The sequence below is a fragment of the Alteromonas sp. H02 genome (assembly GCF_059682525.1).
The window spans coordinates 1,439,296-1,456,916 of record NZ_CM185021.1 but is presented as its reverse complement, the minus strand read 5'-3'; the positions used below and the strand labels follow the sequence as shown (position 1 = coordinate 1,456,916).

Sequence of the window (17,621 nt, the reverse complement as noted above, 5' to 3'; positions counted from 1 at the left end):
GGTTTCTGCAAATATAAGTATTATGATTTCGTTAACAAGGATGTGCATCTGTTTACAGTACGCATCACTTAGGGAACAGCAGAATTACCTCCACGTTAATGTAGTCAGTTATTTTGCCGATAAGTTGTTAATATACTAAAAAGCCGTCAGGGACACAGCAAAACCTCGCATGAATCAGGATTTATCGCAGTACGCGCAGATAATAGAACAGCTAAAACCTATGGTGAAAGAACCCGAGTTTAATCAGGTGCTCCAGCAGGTTGCTTCCCATGTTCCTAAAGAAAAGCGTTTTTTGATAAAAATGGAAGTAAAACGTCTGGCGCGCCCCTGCATGCGAGCTATCGATTTGCGCGGTCAGGTGGACGGCGAGTGCCGGCTCTACGAATATGACGGCATCAAGCATTACCTGGGCGACGTGGCCATTGAGGTCTTCGAACAACAGGTGCGGATGTTCGGCTTATACTGTTTTGGTGTTTATGAAGCGGTGCTGGCCACTGAAAACAATTTTCGGGTCATTCGCGAGAAGGCAGAAGCCCGTAATGAACAAGACGTCGAATTACCGGAAAAAACCAACAACAGTGTTTCGCAGTTTGATGTACCTAATATCAACCTGCTGAGCTATGCAAAGCGTAACGAAGAGCGAATGAATTTTGCTGTGGCGCTGGAAGTGTTCACCGAAACCAACAACAGCCTGCGGGCAACCAGCGTCGACATATCCACCAAGGGTATGAAAATAAAGCTCTCCAAAGAGCAACTCTTTAAGCCCGGTGAAAAAATCGGTGTGTATTTCCGGGGCCTTGAATCCGAATACTCGCTGGATAAAAAAATGGCTATCAAATATCAGGTAGTCAGTATTTCCCGCAAAAAAGAATACCAGTTTCTGCAGATGAAACGCCTGCAGGACGCCCCTAACGGTCATTTTGACCAGTTCATCGACAAGTTTATTCATGGCAATAAGCGGCGTTACAAGGTGAATATGGATAACACCATAGACGCCATTATCAATAAGTCCTGCGAGCAATACTTCTCGCCCAGTTGTCCTACGCTGCCGGTGTTTATCGAAGTTAAGGAAGGCCGGGCGCGCGCACGGTATGCCATGGCCAACGATTTAAACCGCCATATTCTTAGCTATTGGAACGACGAAGAAGACGAGTTACGCCTCGGTTATCTGCTCACCGCAGACCGATTAAAACAATTGATCCAGAGTAAACATGAAGCCCCGGCGCTATATGTTTACAGCTTTAACCATATTCAGAACGGCAAAATCTATTTTTATTCCGCTTCCAGTGACGAGCTGGCCCGCCACCCGGCTCTGAGTGAGTTATTTATTGGCTTTGGTGCCAGAAAAGTAAGCTGGCGGGTATTTAAAGTCGGTATCGTAAAAGTCTCCCCTAAAGATGCTTACGCGCCGCTGTCACTGCCCGATGATGTAGGCACCAAAGTAAAGCGTCAGAATGCCAAACCGGCTCCCCGGCTGATGGCAAGGTTACAAAATCTGGCCTACGCAGTACAGATAACCGATATTACCTCCGACCACGAGCAGTTACAGTTTAGCCAGGTTAAAATTGACCGCGCTCAGCTTAAGGCGTTGAAATTATTTGGTCATGCCCGCAATCGCCCGCCCGGAGAAATTAAGGCTTTTCGCTATAAGTTCCAGGAACAGCGCATGGAAACCCGGTATCTGTTACGTACCGCAGTACAGGTACTGGCCAGAGGGCAAACCATTAGTGGCATCAGTGAAGATATCTCAATTAACGGCATGCGCATAGAAATCGACGGCGAGTATCACGGCGATTTGAATATGCGGGTGCTGGTTAGCCTGCCCAAATTGCAGGAGCTGACCAGCAAGTTTGATGTCAGTAATTTGCACTACCGGGTAGTTCATATCAGTGGAGACAAAAATGTGCTGCACTTACGGTCGGTGGCCGGTGAAGATGGATTGCCTGCACGCCGCTTTTTTGCAGAACTGATAAAGAGCAACAAATCCTCACTGAAAACCTATCCTGATGAGGAAGAAATCCCGGGCATTGGCCATGCATTGCGCTGTATTAATGCCAAAACCCCTTCTACCCTGGCTTTTGTCCTGTCCAAAGTCGGCGGGCGTTATTTACCGCAGGTAGGAGTTTTAGGCAATGCCGCTAACCCTCGACTGAAAACCCTTTTTGGTCATTTTGCTGAACAGCGCAAAATGAACCTCGAAGTATTCTTCCGCGACCGCGCATTGGATACGCCTTTCATACAACAATCCATAAAACAGGTAAAAACCGAACATTCACCGGTGACCAGAGAGCTGTTTGTCGCCTTCCGGCCCGCAGAGAAAGAGCCGGCCGATGCCATCGACGCGCGCTACGAGCACCGCTTCAGCTCCGAGGAGTCGCGCCAGCAGTTTATAGAAAATGCGCTGACCACAGGTCAGTTTATTGCTATGGCAATTACGGTAACGGTAACAGGTAAGCCCGATCTGGAAATGCTACAGTCGGAAATCAATTACATTGGGGTTTACGCGATACACCGGGCCAAAGAGCTCGAAGAACGCTTGTGGAGTATCAGTGCCTGCGTGCACGCGGTGGACATCACAGACCAGGTACTATTGCGGTTTGGGTTCGACGAGCATCGCATTGCCGAAAATCATAAAACACCCAGTCAGCACGCCATTGAGCCAGGCGGCATCAAGGCGCTACTGAAGAGCTAGACCGTTTAACCCTATTGTAAATAGGTTAACAGCGCGTCCAGACCGGAGTAACGAATTGCCACGTCGGCCTGGGCATTGACTACCGGTTTGGCTTCAAAAGCCACACCTAATGCCGCCACCCCCATCATTTTGAGGTCGTTAGCACCATCCCCCATAGCAACCGTCTGGGTCATCGGGATATCCCAGCGGCGGGCGAGTTCCTCGACCGTTTCAGCCTTGACCTGGGCATCGACAATACCTCCCACTACCCGGCCGGTGAGTTTGCCATCCTCGGCTTCGAGCACATTAGCTCGCGATGCATCAAGGCCCAGACGATTTTCCAGATAACCGGCAAAGTAGGTAAAGCCACCGGAGGCAATGGCAATTTTCCAGCCATGCTGTTGCAGCACTTGCAGTAAGTTTTGCAGACCAGGCATTAACGGAATGCTGTCGCGGATCTGTTTAAGCTGACTCACTTCCACACCATCCAGGCAGTCTACCCGGGAGCGCAGGCTTTCAGCAAAATCGAGCTCACCACGCATGGCTTTTTCGGTGACCGCGGCAACTTGTTCACCAAGGCCCGCAAGCTTGGCGATTTCATCAATACACTCAATTTGGATAACAGTGGAATCCATATCCATCACCAACAGCCCCGGCTGAGTTAACTGCGGTGTGTTGCCACGCAATGCCACCTCACAATGACACGCCTTTGCGGCGCCATCGAGCAGATCATGCAGCGTCTGCGCAGAAGCATCGACCGATTCAACATCAAAGCTCATTGCAGTGCCGCCAATCAGGGCACTGTGAGGGTGCAGTCTGAAGCTACCAAGCTTCACTGCGGGTGCCATGTGCCGGGCTATCATGGCGAGCTGTTCCAGCGTTAATGACTGACCGCTAACGATAAGTTGCTGAACAGATTGTTTGTGCGCCTCAACAGCGAGTCCGGTGTACGATTGATCCCAGCGAAGATTCTGATATTCTGCCAACGTAGCTGCAAGAAAGGCTGCGCTGGTCAATTGTTCTGTACTAAGCGTTGTTAATTCCAAAGGGCGAGTTCTCATTACTTGAGTTGGCTAATAGTCCGATCCTAACGGATACGCCGCGTTTGGGAAATGCATAGTTAGACTAAGTTGCACATTTTTAATCTTAAAAAAGGCTTTGCATTGCGCCGTATTACGTTCTCAACCGCCCACCAGCTTATTCTGATGACCTTACTGATAACCGGTTTGTTTATCGCAGTAATGGTTGCCGTAACCAGCCAGATGGGTCAGTTGTCGCCAGCCGAGGATGCTCTGGGGCGTCACTACGAAAGGCTTATCCGCCCGGCGGTGGCCACGCTAAACCAGGCTGAAATTAACCGTGTGCTGGCCAGTATGGCCAAGGACGACTCTATTCTTCGCGCCGCAGTATATTCAGCCTCCGGCGAACGTATCGCACAACAAGGTGTTAACACGTTATTGCCACAACTGATGCGGGAAGAGCCTCTTCGGACCAGCTTCTTCGTGCCGGTAAAAGAGAATAGTCAGGTACTTGGTTATTTACACTGGGTACGGGAGCCAAACAAGGCGAAGTAATTGGCCGTCGTCTGCTCTGTCACCACCTCAGGTGCTGTGCCATGTAAATCAGCCAGAGCAGCAACTACCTCACCAATAAACTGCGGCTCATTGCGCGCCCCCTGCCTGCCGGACATGGGCATATCCGGCGAATCCGTCTCCAGCAATAAATGCTGTAATGAAATACTGGCCACGGTTTGCCGGGTTTTCTGTGCCCGTGGATAAGTAATGGTACCGCCAATCCCCAGTTTAAATCCCGCATCAATGTATTGCATGGCGACCTGTTCACTACCGGAAAACGCATGGATAACGCCCCCCTGAGTAAAGCCGCTGCGTTTTATAGACTCCAACAATAAATGGTGAGAGCGGCGATGATGTAAGATGATCGGCATAGACTGTTCGCTGGCCACCTCAAGCTGCGCTTCAAATAAAGCCTGCTGGGCCTTTAGCGGCGTATCGATGGAACCATCGATACCAATTTCACCAATTGCTATAGGCTTTATCGTGGTTGTTTGTAGTTGTTTGCCTAAAGCGGCAAGCGCACGCTCTGGATCATCGGGAAAGAAATAAGGATGCAGGCCAAACGCCACATCCAGTTGGGCATTATCGGCCGCCATCCGTTGCTGGCGCTGCCAGCCTGATACAGTTGTGCCAGGGATTAAAATTCTCTCAACACCATTTTTAAAGGCACTGCTCAACACTTCCTGCCAGTCTGGTTCAAACTCAGGAAGATCCAGATGGCAGTGTGAATCAATCATGGATAACCGTCAAACTAGGGCATTAAGCGCTGGGTTAGCCAGCGGTTATCAGCCTGTTTAGTATACTCGAAACGGTCATGCAGACGGTCTTCACCGCCCTGCCAGAATTCGATTTGATGGGGGATCACCTTGAAGCCACCCCAAAAATCTGGCAGCGGGATTTCCTTTTTAGCAAACTTTTCTTTCATCTGATGAAACTGTGTCATCAGCAACTCCCGGCTGGAGATTGGCTGGCTCTGCTGGGAGGCCCAGGCCGCCAGTTGTGAATCTTTCGGCCGGGATAAAAAGTATTTGGCGTTTTGTGCTGTTGTGAGTTTTTGGGCGGTACCACAAATGCGCACCTGACGCTCCATGAAAAACCAGGGGAAATGCAACGAAATACGTGGGTTGTTACTCAGATCTTTGGCCTTGCGACTACCCAGATTGGTATAAAACACAAACCCCTCGTGGTCGTAGTCTTTCAGTAATACAATGCGTTGAGACGGCTGGCCTTCTGCATCTACGGTAGCTACAGTCATGGCGGTAGGATCCGGGATCCCCGCATCAATAGCCGCACCCAACCACTGTTTAAACAAGTCTACCGGATGGTCAGTTAAATCATTATCGGTTAAATGCCCCTGACTGTACTGACGACGCATATCTGCGATACTCATACTCACCACCTGCCTAATTAATCTTCACCATAGCCTAACGAACGCAGCGCCCGTTCATCGTCGGCCCAACCGGATTTCACTTTCACCCACAGTTCCAGGAAAACCTTATTATCGAATAACCGCTCCATATCCAGTCGCGCCTGTTCACCTATGGTTTTTAAGTGTTTACCGCCTTTTCCGATCACCATGCGTTTTTGGGTTTCGCGCTCAACCAGGATCAGGCCGTTAATCCGGTAAACGCCGTTTTCACCCAGCTTAAACTGCTCAATCTCAACCGTAGTTGAATAGGGCAGTTCATCACCAGTGTAACGCATCAGTTTTTCGCGAATGATTTCGGCAGCCATAAAGCGGCTTGAACGGTCGGTAATATAGTCTTCAGGGAAGTAAAACTCGCTGGCCGGCTGGCGCTGACGAACTAACTCACGCAGCACCTCAACCTGTTTTCCCTGCTTTGCACTCAGCGGAATAATTTCATCAAACTGATGCTTTTGCGCCAACACCTGTAAATGGGCAATCAAGGCCTCAGGCTCGGCCACTTTGTCTTGTTTGTTTACCACCAGAATAGCCGGCAGTCCGGATTGCTGCACGCGGCTCAGCACCAACTCATCATCGCTGGTCCAGCGGGTACCTTCCACCACAAACAGGATAAGACTCACCTCGCCCAGCGAACTGGTCGCAGCGCGGTTCATTAAGCGGTTGATAGCGCGCTTTTCTTCGCTATGTAAGCCCGGCGTGTCCACATACACGGTCTGACAATCCGCTTCGGTATCGATACCTAAAATCCGATGACGCGTGGTTTGTGGCTTACGGGAGGTAATGCTTACTTTCTGCCCGAGTAACCGGTTTAACAACGTGGATTTGCCTACATTAGGCCGGCCAACTATGGCCACCAGGCCGCAGCGGGTTTTAGGTTCAGGGATATCTGGCAACTGCTGGTCAGTCATTGTCTAATTTCTCCAGCGCGTTCCGTGCGGCTTGTTGTTCGGCTTTCCGCCGACTGGTCCCGGTACCTTTCATTGGCTTGCCCAGCGATTCTATCTGGCAGTGTACCACAAAGGTCTGGTCATGATCCTTGCCGCTGATATCCACCACTTCATAAACCGGTAACGGTAACTTACGGGACTGCAAAAACTCCTGCAGACGGGTTTTAGCGTCTTTAGGGTGTTCGTTGGGATCGAGCTTATCGATGCGGCTTTGCCACAAACGCAAAATGACTTCTGCTGTGGTATCCAGGCCGGCTTCAAGATAGATGGCACCGAGGATGGCCTCCATGGCATCTGCAATAATCGAACTGCGCCGATGACCGCCACTTTTAAGTTCACCCGGCCCCAGCTTTAATAATTCACCAACGTCGGCCTCACGGCCAAGCTCGGCCAGCGTATCGCCTTTCACCAGCGTTGAACGCATACGGGTTAGTTTGCCCTCAGGCACGGTTGGAAAGCGCTTAAACAGCGCCTGTGCCACTACCATACCCAGTACAGCGTCGCCCAGAAACTCCAGGCGTTCATTGTGTTGCTTAGCTGCACTGCGGTGAGTCAGCGCCTGCTGAAGTAACTCAACATTACTAAACTGGTAGCCAAGACGCTGTGATAATCTGGCATAGCGATCGATTCCGATCATTATTGAATGCCACCTACCCGGCTAAAGCGAACGCCTGATGGTACCCATGAAGGTAACCAGCTGTCAGGTGCACGATCAAATTCGAAGCTTATCCAGATAGCGACGGCTTTACCTACCAGATTTTCATCCGGCACGAAGCCCCAGTAACGGCTGTCGCGGCTGTTATCGCGGTTATCGCCGAGCACGAAGTACTGATTCTCCGGCACGATCCACTCATTCATTTTGGTACCCGGTTGGGTATAAAATTTGGAAGGATGCGCTTCTGCAATCGGATGTTGAAGAATTTCGTGTTTCACGTCACCGAGAGTTTCGCTGATACGCTTAAGCGGCGCGAGGTTTTGAACGAAGTCGCCACTACTGACGAACTCCTGGGGCATCGCCTTAAACTCTGCACAGTTCTGGCCGTTATCACAGGCTGGCTTAATGAATATTTGTTTATTGCGATAAATAACGGTATCGCCTGGTAATCCAACCACACGTTTAATATAGTCTATGGAGGGATCTTCAGGGAACTTGAAGACTATAACATCACCACGCTCGGGCGTGCCGGTTTCAATGAATTTATGTCGAAACACCGGGTCTTTTAGACCGTAGGCATATTTTTCCACCAGAATGAAATCGCCAACCAGAAGGGTTGGCATCATAGAACCTGATGGGATCTGAAACGGTTCATACAGAAATGACCGCAGCACCAGCACAAAGGCGATAACCGGGAAAATCTGCTGAGCCGTATCCACGATATACGGCAATTTTTCCTCAGGCGGTAACGCCGACTCGCCGTTTCCGGAGAGTGCCACACCGCGGGCCTTTCTTTTTGGCGCAAACGCAAGAGCGTCTATTAACCAGATTAATCCCGACCCAAGGGTCAGCACTACCAACAAGAGAGAAAAATAATTCGCCATTACTTAGATACCTTAAGTACTGCAAGGAATGCGTCCTGTGGAAGTTCCACATTACCCACCTGCTTCATCCGTTTCTTACCTTCCTTTTGCTTCTGCAGCAGTTTCTTCTTACGGCTTACGTCACCGCCATAACATTTGGCAATAACGTTTTTACGTAACTGTTTCACTGTGCTTCGGGCAATAATATGGTTACCAATGGCGGCCTGGATAGCAATATCAAACATCTGACGCGGGATCAGCTCACGCAGCTTTTCCACCAGATCACGGCCCCGGTACTGGGCATTGTCACGGTGAGTAATCACTGCCAGGGCATCCACCCGTTCACCGTTGATCAGAATATCCAGACGAACCATGTCTGAGCAGACAAACTTCTTAAAATTATAATCCAGCGAGGCAAATCCGCGGCTGGTTGACTTTAAGCGGTCAAAGAAGTCCAGCACTACCTCTGCCATCGGCAATTCGTAGGTTACCGCAACCTGTTTGCCGTGATAACTCATGTTGGTCTGATTACCGCGCTTTTCAACGCACAGTGTAATTACACTGCCGAGGTATTCCTGGGGGACCAGGATATTGGCTTCTACGATGGGCTCACGAATTTCTTCGATATCGTTCACTGCCGGTAACTTGGAAGGGTTATCCACCTGCATCACGGTGCCATCTGTTTGCAGCACTTCATAGTTTACGGTTGGCGCTGTGGTAATGAGGTCGAGATCGTATTCACGTTCCAGACGTTCCTGAATAATTTCCATGTGCAGCATACCAAGGAAGCCAACGCGGAAACCGAAGCCCAGGGCCGCGGAACTTTCCGGTTCATAAAACAAAGAGGCGTCGTTAAGGCTCAGCTTAGCCAGCGCATCGCGAAAATCTTCGTAGTCGTCAGAGCTTACCGGGAAAAGGCCGGCATAAACCTGCGGCTTAACCTTTTTAAAGCCTGGTAACATCTTCTCGGCGGGCGCCTTGGCGGTAGTAATGGTATCGCCAACCGGCGCACCATGAATTTCTTTAATACCGGCAACAATAAACCCTACCTCACCGGCTCGCAGCACTTTACGCTCTAGCGGCTTAGGGGTAAATACACCAATTTTGTCTGCCTGATGCACCTGGCCGTTTGACATGATCTGGATCTTGTCTTTAACGTGCAGCTCACCTTCAACAATGCGCACCAGTGACACAACCCCCTGGTAATTATCAAACCAGGAGTCAACGATCAGCGCTTTCAGCGGTGCATCAATAGCACCTTCCGGCGGCGGGATCTGCTTAACGATAACTTCCAGTACATCCTCAATGCCGATACCGGTTTTTGCCGAGCAACACACGGCATCCACGGCGTCGATACCAATGATGTCTTCAATTTCTTCGGCTACCCGCTCAGGCTCAGCCTGTGGTAAGTCGATTTTATTCAGAATAGGTACCACTTCCATGTCCATATCGATAGCGGTGTAGCAGTTGGCTACGGTCTGGGCTTCAACCCCCTGCCCGGCATCAACCACCAGCAGCGCCCCTTCACAGGCCGCCAACGAGCGGGAAACCTCGTAGCTGAAATCTACGTGTCCAGGGGTATCGATAAAGTTGAGCTGGTAAGTTTCACCATCGCGAGCTTTATAATCGAGGGTTACGCTCTGCGCTTTAATGGTAATTCCCCGCTCTCTTTCCAGATCCATGGAGTCAAGAACCTGTGCTGCCATTTCACGTTCGGTTAATCCACCACAATGTTGGATCAAACGGTCTGATAATGTCGACTTACCATGATCAATGTGCGCAATAATAGAGAAGTTGCGAATGTGCTTATGCTGCATAATGCTTGGAAATTACCTGCAAATTGTTACGATTAAACGTCTGGCGGGTGATAAACGATTACAATGACGTGTTCAGCCAGACACCTTCAAGGGTGCGGATTTTACCTACTTATTGCGCTAAAAGCGAATATCACAGCAACAAATCGTTGCCGCCGACGGCAAACAACAAGCCGCCCCGGCTATACCGCTTGTGCTTTGTCGTTGACCCGACTGACAATAACCGGCTCGAAGCGGGCATTTCTGGCCCGGGCCAGATACCGTGCGACCAATTTTACACTGCCGGCTGATAACACTGTAGCGACAGCGAATACTGCCAGCTCGTGCCAGTTTGTTAGTTGGTTCAGGCTAATCACGCCACCAATCAGGGTAACCAGTGGCACGATATAAACCAGCCAGGAAGCCAGCAGGACTTTTTGTTCGGGGATGCCTATCACCACCAGGTCGCCCGGCTTAACCGGCAGTGGACTGCGCATAGTCAGCGTTTGCTGGCGTGGTGTAAACGCTTTGGCCACGGCGCTGGTGCCACAGTCGTCACTCACCTGACACTGACTGCAGCCGGTCTTCACCGACGCGCTGACGGTAATCAAATCATCTTCAACACCAATTACTGTCGCCGTCTCGGTAATCACGCTATTCTCCGGCTGCACCAATGGAGTGGGCAATTTCGTAGGCGGTTTGAGGCGGGACTTTGCCAATGATAGTGATTTGCACCTGACCATTGGTTAACGACAAAAACGTATTGGTTGAATGGCGCAGCACCACGTCAGAATCCAGAGAATCCTGAGCGGGTTGCACATATACCGACACGTCTACCATGCCATCACTGAACAATTTGTATTCTACCACCTGACCGGTCATGGCCAGTCGCCGGGTTTCGCGCTTGATTTCTTCCATTCCCACGGGCAAAAATTTCACTTCCCACTGATGCTGACGGGGTTTTGGGGTCATGGCTACCGCACCGGGTAACGCTTGTGGATTTATTCTTGAAAAATACGGTGACGGTTGCTCACTCACATTCACCGCGGTGACCTGAATTTGCTCCAGCAATGAGCCCTGTAAATCCACCATATCCAGCTTTAACAACATGCCGGTTTCTTCGTCGAGCCACACCTGATAGTTATAGCGCTTGTTGTCGCGACTAACGATACGTAACTGCTGGGCTGCCCGGCCGGAAACCCGGGTACGGCCAATGGTAATAAACTGGTAAGCGTCGGTCAGCGCCGTAGGGTTGTACAATAAATCGCTGGGCAGTGGCCCGCTGATGGCACTGGCGTAAATGCTGTATGGCTGCACATCTGGTTCGAACACGCTGACCACATTGCCAAGACGGATCATTTCCTGACCCGGCCCGTTTTGCAGATTGAGTTGCTCAGCTTCCAGACCATCTTCTAATACCGCATGCCGCCACAGGTAGGGAGTCATTTCCTGACCGGCTCTGGTCAGTACAAACGATACTTCAAAATTGGAGGTGCGATTGATTTGGGCTAAGCGTTCCAGCCACTCCATACCGCTCAGGTTTTGCCGGGGAACATCGGCGAGAGCCAGATCTGGCTCTGTTATCTGTTCAGGCTCGCGTTGCGAGTCTTCCTGCGCATAAATTACCGCAGGCGCAGCAGAAATTAAGGTAGTTAGAAACAACAAACGCACTGCCCGGGCAGTGCGTTGTTTTACATCGAAGAATGCTTGCATAGTAATTTAAGGCTGATTAGGTTCAGATTCCGCGGCCCGTTGAGATTGCTCTTCTGCCTGCTTCAGTTTCAGTTGCTGCTCATGGTCGGCAAGCAAAGCATTAATTTGTCGACGCTTCTGTAACAGTGCATCCGAATCGCCAGCGCGATTATTTGGTACTATATTACTTTGTTCAAGGCTTACCGGTGCCATGCCGGTTTGCGGCATGCCTGGGATCACGGGTGTCTGGAAAGTCGTAAAAGGCTCTTCCGCCGCAGGTTGTTGATTAACCTGTTGTACGCCCAGAATTACCGCGGCAGCCACTGATGCTGCAACAGCCAGTTGGCCGGACTGACGAAGGAATGGTACTACCTTGTTCACCACTGGTAGCGACTTCCATTTGGACTTCGGCGCCAACACTGTTGGTTCCTGGTCAAGCGCGGCTGCAACCTGGGCAGTAATGTCAAATTCCGGCATCACTGAAGCTTCTTTACGTAAACCGCTACGGATGACATGGTAGCTACGCCATTTTGCCAGTGATTCACTATCGTTTTTAATGCTGTCAACAAACCCGCTGTCATCGAGTTCGCCGTCCATAAAAGCCGATAATTTTTCGTGTTGCTGCGTCATAAAGTACTTTTCCTGGTTACGCCCTGATTACTTTTCATCGTTATAAGGCAACCTTGTCAAAATCTACTGTACCTGATCCTGGCCCTAAAGCTCAATATCAGGTTTCCAGTAATGGTTGAATAACCTTATCAATAGCTTCCCGTGCTCTGAATATCCTGGAACGCACCGTTCCAACAGGACAGGCCATTACATTTGCAATTTCTTCGTAACTCAGCCCCTCAATTTCACGCAGGGTAATTGCCATTCGTAAATCGTCAGGCAATTTTTCCATAGCGCGAAACAAAGTCGCCTCAAGTTCATCCGACAGCACACTGCGCTCAGGAGATGAATGCTCCTTCAGTGCATCACTGCCATCATAATAGTCCGCTTCTTCAGCATCGACATCACTGGCGGGCGGCTTACGCCCGATAGCCACCAAATAATTTTTGGCGCTGTTCACTGCTATACGATATAACCAGGTGTAAAATGCGCTGTCGCCCCTGAAATTAGGTAACGAACGATACGCTTTAATAAACGCATCCTGCGTGACGTCTGCCACATCACCGGTGTTTTTCACATAGCGCGAAACCAAGTGCATCACTTTATGCTGATAGCGCGTTACCAGCAGATTAAACGCGTTTTTATCGCCTTGCTGAACACGTTCAACCAACTGTTGATCAGTTATTTGCTCGCTCATTCGAGCCATTTCTCCTACCGACTAATTCCCAAATAGCTCATGCAAGCAATTGAGTAGACTTCGCGTATTTTAAAAAGTTCGCAAAGAATGTGATCTTTTTTTCATTTCTCAAGCTAAACACCCTAAATATCGGTAAAATAGTTGCCATAAAGGCGTTTAGTCTTTTACGTTTGCGCCGAGTTTTATTAGACTTGCCGAAAATCACGCATTGTGACCCTTACATTACATGAATTCAAATGCTTCTTCATCTGTAACACCGGAGCAACCTGCTGACGCTAACGTTGAGCACAGTTGTGATGTTTTAATTATCGGTTCTGGCGCGGCGGGCATGAGCCTGGCCTTATCACTGGCCAATTATTGTCGCATTATCCTGCTCAGTAAAAGTGACTGTAACGAAGGCTCCACCCGTTACGCTCAGGGCGGTATTGCGGCAGTATTTGACGAACGCGACTCCATTGAGTCCCATGTACAGGATACTCTGGAAGCCGGCGCCTATCTTTGCGATGAAGACGTTGTGCGGTTTACTGCGCAAAATGCCAAGAGTGCCATGGAATGGTTAATCGAACATGGCGTCCCCTTTGATCAGGAGCAGGCCGATAACGGCGAAAACCGCTATCACCTCACCCGCGAGGGCGGGCATAGCTTCCGCCGCATCCTGCATGCCGCCGATGCCACCGGCGAAGCGCTGCAAATCACCCTTAACGAAGCGGTATCCCAGCATTCCAATATTCATATTTTTGAGCGTTACAATGCCATCGATATGATAAAAAGTCAGGACAATCCTAACCGCTGCAAAGGCGTATATGTATGGAACCGCAAACGGGAACAGGTCGAGGTGATCCGCAGCCGCTTTATCACCCTTGCCACCGGTGGTGCCAGTAAGGTTTACCAGTACACCTCGAATCCGGATATTGCCAGCGGTGATGGTATTGCCATGGCGTGGCGGGCGGGTTGCCGGGTCGCTAATATGGAATTTAACCAGTTCCACCCTACCTGCTTATTCCACCCGCAGGCGCGTAACTTCCTGATTACCGAAGCACTGCGTGGCGAAGGCGCCCGTCTGGTTCACGCCGATGGCACGCCGTTTATGGAAAAATTCGACGAGCGCAAAGACCTCGCTCCGCGGGATATTGTTGCCCGTGCTATCGACTATGAAATGAAACGACTCGGCGCTGACTGTATGTATCTGGACATTAGTCATAAACCTGCCAACTTCATTGTAAAGCACTTCCCGAATATTTATCGCAAATGCCGCTCGCTGGGCATAGATATCACCCGCGAAGCTATTCCGGTCGTTCCGGCGGCGCATTATAGTTGCGGCGGCGTGATGACCGATTTAAATGCGCGTACCGATCTGGATAATGTCTATGCGGTTGGCGAAGTCGCTTACACAGGCTTACACGGTGCCAACCGGATGGCGTCTAATTCGCTGCTGGAGTGTATTGTTTTTGCCCGCTCAGCAGCTGAGCATATTCTTTCCCGCCTGGATGAAGCTCCCGCAGAAGAGCCTATCCTGCCATGGGATGAAAGTAAGGTCAGCGACTCTGACGAAGAGGTTATTATCCAGCATAACTGGCATGAGCTACGCCTGTTTATGTGGGATTACGTTGGCATCGTGCGCACTACCAAACGGCTGGAGCGAGCAATTCGCCGGATTAAATTGCTGGAACAGGAAATCAGTGATTACTACTCGAATTTCCGGGTCAGTAATAACTTGCTGGAGCTACGTAATCTGGTAACGGTGGCTGAGCTGATAGTGCGCTGTGCCATGCAACGTCAAGAAAGTCGCGGGCTGCATTACAACCAGGATTATCCTGAACGGGCAGAGAATGCAACGCCATCCATTTTAACGCCCATGCCGTCTAATACCTCACCGCAACCGGGTGATTTAACCAGTTTCGAGCACTAAACGCAGTCGGTGGCGTTATCAACCGATCTGGCCGGTGAAGTAGGTTTCCGCCTGCTCCCGGTTGGCTGAGACCAGCGAAAAGTGGGTAGACCCTTCACCTTGTTCGCTGTACAGCACGGCTTTGGCTGGCACAAACATCGGTCGTTTAAACGCTAACCGCACTGCTTTGCTATTTAGCTCCGCTTGTTTATCCAGCACAGAAACCGCCTTTGCACCGCTGTACATACCATGCACTATCGCCCGTTTAAAACCAAATAATCTGGCTGTCAGCGTACTTAAATGAATGGGGTTAACATCGCCAGACACTTTTGCGTAGCGGCGCACCATTGAAGCACTGAATGCTAACTCTGCAGTCTCGGGTGAGGTTTCACCCGGTGCGACAATATCACTCTCGTAGGCAGGTAACGGGCCGGGCTTAAGTGAGGTTTGCATCAGGTACGTGCCGGTTGCGCTGTATACCCGCTGACCGCGCTGGTTGCCGGTAACGGTAACTTCTACGGCTAATCCTCGGCGATGCTGATAAACAGTACCAAACCGGGCCACCAGCTCACAGGGAATATCGGTGCGGCATTCGGCATACTCTTCTACCCGGTTCTGCAAATGCACCAGTCCCAGTAACTTGAACGGGCTTTTACTGTGAGCCAGCAAGCGTAGTTGCAATGAAAGTCCCCGCACCTGCCAGTAAAACGGGTGCATCCGAGTGGGGTTTTCCCAGTCAACTAACTTACAGTATTTCTTATAGTGACGAGCGCTGGGTAAGAAGGTCTGCCATAACACCGGGGCGCGTTGCAGGCCTTCCAGTGAAGACGGCGTAATATCAGCAGCTTTTTTAAACCCAGCCTGCAAATAAAGTCCTAACATTCAGAGTTGTCCTTGCCTAAACACAATCCTGGCGAGTCGGCGGTAATCTTTATCCTGAACCTGCCAGGGAAAAAGCCAGCAGGTTTCAAACCGCTGCGACTGCTGAAAATAGCGCACCAGATATAATGCACCGGGAAGCAGCTTTGAGCGCGGGCTGATTTGCCAGTTACCGGCGTTATCCTGACGACCGCTAATAACCGTATACCCTTCGCCGGTCTCATCAACAATCCAGGTCTGTGGATGAGATTCAAAATTCAGCGGCCAGACCATTATCAGGCACAAACTGATACACCCGATTAGAACTGCCCACCAAAAAACAGGCGTTAACACCAGGATAATCGCGACTGCCACACTGGCCAGCATCATTCGATAAACGGGCTGGCGCACGGGCGGTTGCAGAAAAACGCTATACTTTGACCCGACTAACAATCGTATCGACCATCCTGGCCAGTTCAGGATCCTGACAGGTCTGATGGCCCATAATCCAGGCAAACAGATCCGGGTCGTCACAGGTCAGCAACCGTTCAAAGGTTTCCTTATCCTGTTCAGACAGATCGTTAAACGCTTCTTCAACAAATGGCAGTAACAGTACGTCCAGTTCCAGCATGCCGCGGCGGCAAGCCCATTTCAATCGTGCATAACGTTTCGCAGTAAACATAACCGGTTGATTGTGTGAAATAGTCATGGCGGCAAATATATCATGGTTAGATCCAGGTTGATACTGGCCAGAAGGTGTCTCTTGCCCATGCAAAGGTTGCTCTTCGTTTTACCCAGGGGGGGCAGCCCTGGCTCGCATCCAGGTGACTATTGCCGGGCCTTTAACAGGAGGTCTGCCCCGTTCACAACAACAATCATCAGCCCCCTTGATCTTCTGCGTAATCCCCCTCATATACTCCAGCAGGTTAGCTAAAACATCAGGCGTTAATATCACTATGCAATCGTACTCCCTACTCCCTCCTAAACTGGATGCTTTTCCCGATAATTTAGTCGTGGCTTTGCCGTCGATGGCCTGTGTGAGTGTTAGTGGCGATGATGCCAAAACCTTTTTGCACAGTCAGTTAACCATTGATATCAATAAGATGGCTGACGCAACCGTGCGCCGCAGCGCACACTGTGACTTTAAAGGCAAAAGCTGGAGTGTGAGTCTGGTGGCCAATGGCGCCTCCGCCCTTTATCTGATTGCAGGCAATACACCAGTGGGCGCTTCGGTGGAGCAACTAAAAAAATACGGCGTATTTTCAAAGATTGAAATCACATCCGAAACGGAAAACTTTGATTTTTACCTGTTAAAGGGTAAGCAAACCACCGCGTTACTGGAAGGCAATTTCGCTGCGTTACCTGATAGCCCGATGGCCATGGTCGAGTTTGATTCAGGATTCTGTATCACTTTAGATTATCCCGCAGATACTGTACTGCTTGCGCTTAAAAAAGACGCTGCGCCAGCATTCGTCCAGGCGGTAAGCGATGCTGATTTACCTCTCTTTGAGGAAACGGCAGCCACAGCACTGGATATTGCCAGCGGTATCCCCGCACTGACCAGCGAAGAACAGATTAACCAGTACGTTCCACAAATGATGAACCTGCAGGCTCTGGATGCTATCGACTTTAACAAGGGCTGCTATATGGGCCAGGAAGTGGTTGCCCGTACCCGTTACCTGGGCAGGAACAAGCGCGCTGCGATGATTTTCAAGTTGCCCGAGGCTTGTGAAGATATCGCCACAGCCAAACTTGAAAAACAGGCCGGTGAGCACTGGCGCTCAGGCGGCACCATCCTGCGCGCGGCGGTTCTGGGTGAGGAAACCTGGCTACTGGCCGTAGTGAATAATGACACCACCCCCGAGGATAGCTTCAGACTGTCAACTAATCCGGCATTGGAGTTGATTCATTGTGACTTGCCGTATACGCTCTAAATAAGGCGCACGGC

18 protein-coding genes are annotated in these 17,621 nt (G+C 50.4%); 4 read left to right on the top strand and 14 right to left on the bottom strand.

Annotated features, from left to right (window positions below):
• Positions 1-169: 169 nt before the first annotated feature.
• The gene (locus AC566Q_RS06625) at positions 170-2,692 is read left to right on the top strand and encodes a PilZ domain-containing protein (RefSeq protein ID WP_499615067.1); all 2,523 of its coding nucleotides are present in this window, start codon (positions 170-172) and stop codon (positions 2,690-2,692) included.
• A gap of 11 nt (positions 2,693-2,703) precedes the next feature.
• Here AC566Q_RS06625 and serB read toward each other — a convergent pair whose 3' ends face one another.
• Positions 2,704-3,717, bottom strand: a complete 1,014-nt coding sequence (gene serB / locus AC566Q_RS06620; protein WP_499615064.1) for a phosphoserine phosphatase SerB — start codon at positions 3,715-3,717, stop codon at positions 2,704-2,706.
• A 117-nt stretch (positions 3,718-3,834) separates the two neighbouring features.
• Here serB and AC566Q_RS06615 point away from each other — a divergent pair, with 117 nt between their 5' ends.
• A complete protein-coding gene (locus AC566Q_RS06615) occupies positions 3,835-4,245 on the top strand; it encodes a hypothetical protein (protein ID WP_499615059.1) in 411 nt (136 codons plus the stop codon).
• Here the strand turns inward: AC566Q_RS06615 and AC566Q_RS06610 are convergent.
• The 10 genes from AC566Q_RS06610 to rpoE form a co-directional block, all read right to left on the bottom strand.
• A complete protein-coding gene (locus AC566Q_RS06610; protein WP_499615056.1) occupies positions 4,206-4,982 on the bottom strand; it encodes a TatD family hydrolase in 777 nt (258 codons plus the stop codon). The genes AC566Q_RS06615 and AC566Q_RS06610 overlap by 40 nt on opposite strands.
• Positions 4,983-4,996: 14 nt before the next feature.
• Positions 4,997-5,635 (bottom strand): pyridoxamine 5'-phosphate oxidase, encoded by a 639-nt coding sequence (gene pdxH / locus AC566Q_RS06605; protein WP_499615053.1) that lies wholly within the window; start codon positions 5,633-5,635, stop codon positions 4,997-4,999.
• 17 nt (positions 5,636-5,652) lie between these two features.
• A complete protein-coding gene (era, locus tag AC566Q_RS06600; RefSeq protein WP_499615050.1) occupies positions 5,653-6,579 on the bottom strand; it encodes a GTPase Era in 927 nt (308 codons plus the stop codon).
• Positions 6,572-7,255 carry a ribonuclease III gene (gene rnc, locus AC566Q_RS06595; protein WP_105935626.1) on the bottom strand — a complete coding sequence of 228 codons (684 nt, stop codon included), beginning with the start codon at positions 7,253-7,255 and terminating at the stop codon, positions 6,572-6,574. The genes era and rnc overlap by 8 nt, the downstream gene beginning before the upstream one ends.
• Complete coding sequence (gene lepB, locus AC566Q_RS06590) at positions 7,255-8,157, bottom strand: signal peptidase I (protein WP_499615045.1); 903 nt, start codon at positions 8,155-8,157, stop codon at positions 7,255-7,257. Before lepB ends, rnc begins: the two co-directional genes overlap by 1 nt.
• Positions 8,157-9,953 carry a translation elongation factor 4 gene (gene lepA, locus AC566Q_RS06585; RefSeq protein WP_499615043.1) on the bottom strand — a complete coding sequence of 599 codons (1,797 nt, stop codon included), beginning with the start codon at positions 9,951-9,953 and terminating at the stop codon, positions 8,157-8,159. The genes lepB and lepA overlap by 1 nt, the downstream gene beginning before the upstream one ends.
• Before the next feature lie 179 nt (positions 9,954-10,132).
• Positions 10,133-10,582 (bottom strand): SoxR reducing system RseC family protein, encoded by a 450-nt coding sequence (locus tag AC566Q_RS06580; RefSeq protein WP_170308522.1) that lies wholly within the window; start codon positions 10,580-10,582, stop codon positions 10,133-10,135.
• Position 10,583: 1 nt separating this feature from the next.
• Positions 10,584-11,642 (bottom strand): MucB/RseB C-terminal domain-containing protein, encoded by a 1,059-nt coding sequence (locus AC566Q_RS06575; protein ID WP_499615040.1) that lies wholly within the window; start codon positions 11,640-11,642, stop codon positions 10,584-10,586.
• 6 nt (positions 11,643-11,648) lie between these two features.
• Positions 11,649-12,251: a sigma-E factor negative regulatory protein gene (locus AC566Q_RS06570; RefSeq protein WP_105935621.1), complete on the bottom strand. Its 603-nt coding sequence runs from the start codon at positions 12,249-12,251 to the stop codon at positions 11,649-11,651.
• A 97-nt stretch (positions 12,252-12,348) separates the two neighbouring features.
• Complete coding sequence (gene rpoE / locus AC566Q_RS06565) at positions 12,349-12,927, bottom strand: RNA polymerase sigma factor RpoE (RefSeq protein WP_499615036.1); 579 nt, start codon at positions 12,925-12,927, stop codon at positions 12,349-12,351.
• A gap of 226 nt (positions 12,928-13,153) precedes the next feature.
• Here rpoE and nadB point away from each other — a divergent pair, with 226 nt between their 5' ends.
• Complete coding sequence (gene nadB, locus AC566Q_RS06560; RefSeq protein WP_499615033.1) at positions 13,154-14,836, top strand: L-aspartate oxidase; 1,683 nt, start codon at positions 13,154-13,156, stop codon at positions 14,834-14,836.
• A gap of 18 nt (positions 14,837-14,854) precedes the next feature.
• On the opposite strand, the gene AC566Q_RS06555 is transcribed toward nadB, so the two are convergent.
• Genes AC566Q_RS06555 through AC566Q_RS06545 form a run of 3 tightly spaced genes read right to left on the bottom strand, consistent with a single transcriptional unit; the run spans position 14,855 to position 16,355 of the window.
• The gene (locus AC566Q_RS06555) at positions 14,855-15,697 is read right to left on the bottom strand and encodes a MaoC family dehydratase (RefSeq protein WP_499615031.1); all 843 of its coding nucleotides are present in this window, start codon (positions 15,695-15,697) and stop codon (positions 14,855-14,857) included.
• Entirely contained in the window at positions 15,698-16,084 is a 387-nt protein-coding gene (locus AC566Q_RS06550) for a protein YgfX (protein WP_499615029.1), read from the bottom strand.
• Between the two features lie 19 nt (positions 16,085-16,103).
• On the bottom strand, positions 16,104-16,355 hold the full coding sequence (locus AC566Q_RS06545) for an FAD assembly factor SdhE (protein ID WP_105935669.1): 252 nt from the start codon (positions 16,353-16,355) through the stop codon (positions 16,104-16,106).
• A gap of 274 nt (positions 16,356-16,629) precedes the next feature.
• Here AC566Q_RS06545 and ygfZ point away from each other — a divergent pair, with 274 nt between their 5' ends.
• Positions 16,630-17,607, top strand: a complete 978-nt coding sequence (gene ygfZ / locus AC566Q_RS06540) for a CAF17-like 4Fe-4S cluster assembly/insertion protein YgfZ (RefSeq protein WP_499615026.1) — start codon at positions 16,630-16,632, stop codon at positions 17,605-17,607.
• Positions 17,608-17,621: the final 14 nt, after the last annotated feature.

Excerpts from the sequence above, each read along its gene's own strand:
- AC566Q_RS06625 (WP_499615067.1), top strand. The coding sequence starts at position 170 with ATGAATCAGGATTTATCGCAGTACGCGCAGATAATAGAACAGCTAAAA.
- AC566Q_RS06610 (WP_499615056.1), bottom strand. The coding sequence starts at position 4,982 with ATGATTGATTCACACTGCCATCTGGATCTTCCTGAGTTTGAACCAGAC.
- pdxH (WP_499615053.1), bottom strand. The coding sequence starts at position 5,635 with ATGAGTATCGCAGATATGCGTCGTCAGTACAGTCAGGGGCATTTAACC.
- era (WP_499615050.1), bottom strand. The coding sequence starts at position 6,579 with ATGACTGACCAGCAGTTGCCAGATATCCCTGAACCTAAAACCCGCTGC.
- rnc (WP_105935626.1), bottom strand. The coding sequence starts at position 7,255 with ATGATCGGAATCGATCGCTATGCCAGATTATCACAGCGTCTTGGCTAC.
- lepB (WP_499615045.1), bottom strand. The coding sequence starts at position 8,157 with ATGGCGAATTATTTTTCTCTCTTGTTGGTAGTGCTGACCCTTGGGTCG.
- lepA (WP_499615043.1), bottom strand. The coding sequence starts at position 9,953 with ATGCAGCATAAGCACATTCGCAACTTCTCTATTATTGCGCACATTGAT.
- AC566Q_RS06575 (WP_499615040.1), bottom strand. The coding sequence starts at position 11,642 with ATGCAAGCATTCTTCGATGTAAAACAACGCACTGCCCGGGCAGTGCGT.
- AC566Q_RS06570 (WP_105935621.1), bottom strand. The coding sequence starts at position 12,251 with ATGACGCAGCAACACGAAAAATTATCGGCTTTTATGGACGGCGAACTC.
- rpoE (WP_499615036.1), bottom strand. The coding sequence starts at position 12,927 with ATGAGCGAGCAAATAACTGATCAACAGTTGGTTGAACGTGTTCAGCAA.
- nadB (WP_499615033.1), top strand. The coding sequence starts at position 13,154 with ATGAATTCAAATGCTTCTTCATCTGTAACACCGGAGCAACCTGCTGAC.
- AC566Q_RS06555 (WP_499615031.1), bottom strand. The coding sequence starts at position 15,697 with ATGTTAGGACTTTATTTGCAGGCTGGGTTTAAAAAAGCTGCTGATATT.
- AC566Q_RS06545 (WP_105935669.1), bottom strand. The coding sequence starts at position 16,355 with ATGTTTACTGCGAAACGTTATGCACGATTGAAATGGGCTTGCCGCCGC.
- ygfZ (WP_499615026.1), top strand. The coding sequence starts at position 16,630 with ATGCAATCGTACTCCCTACTCCCTCCTAAACTGGATGCTTTTCCCGAT.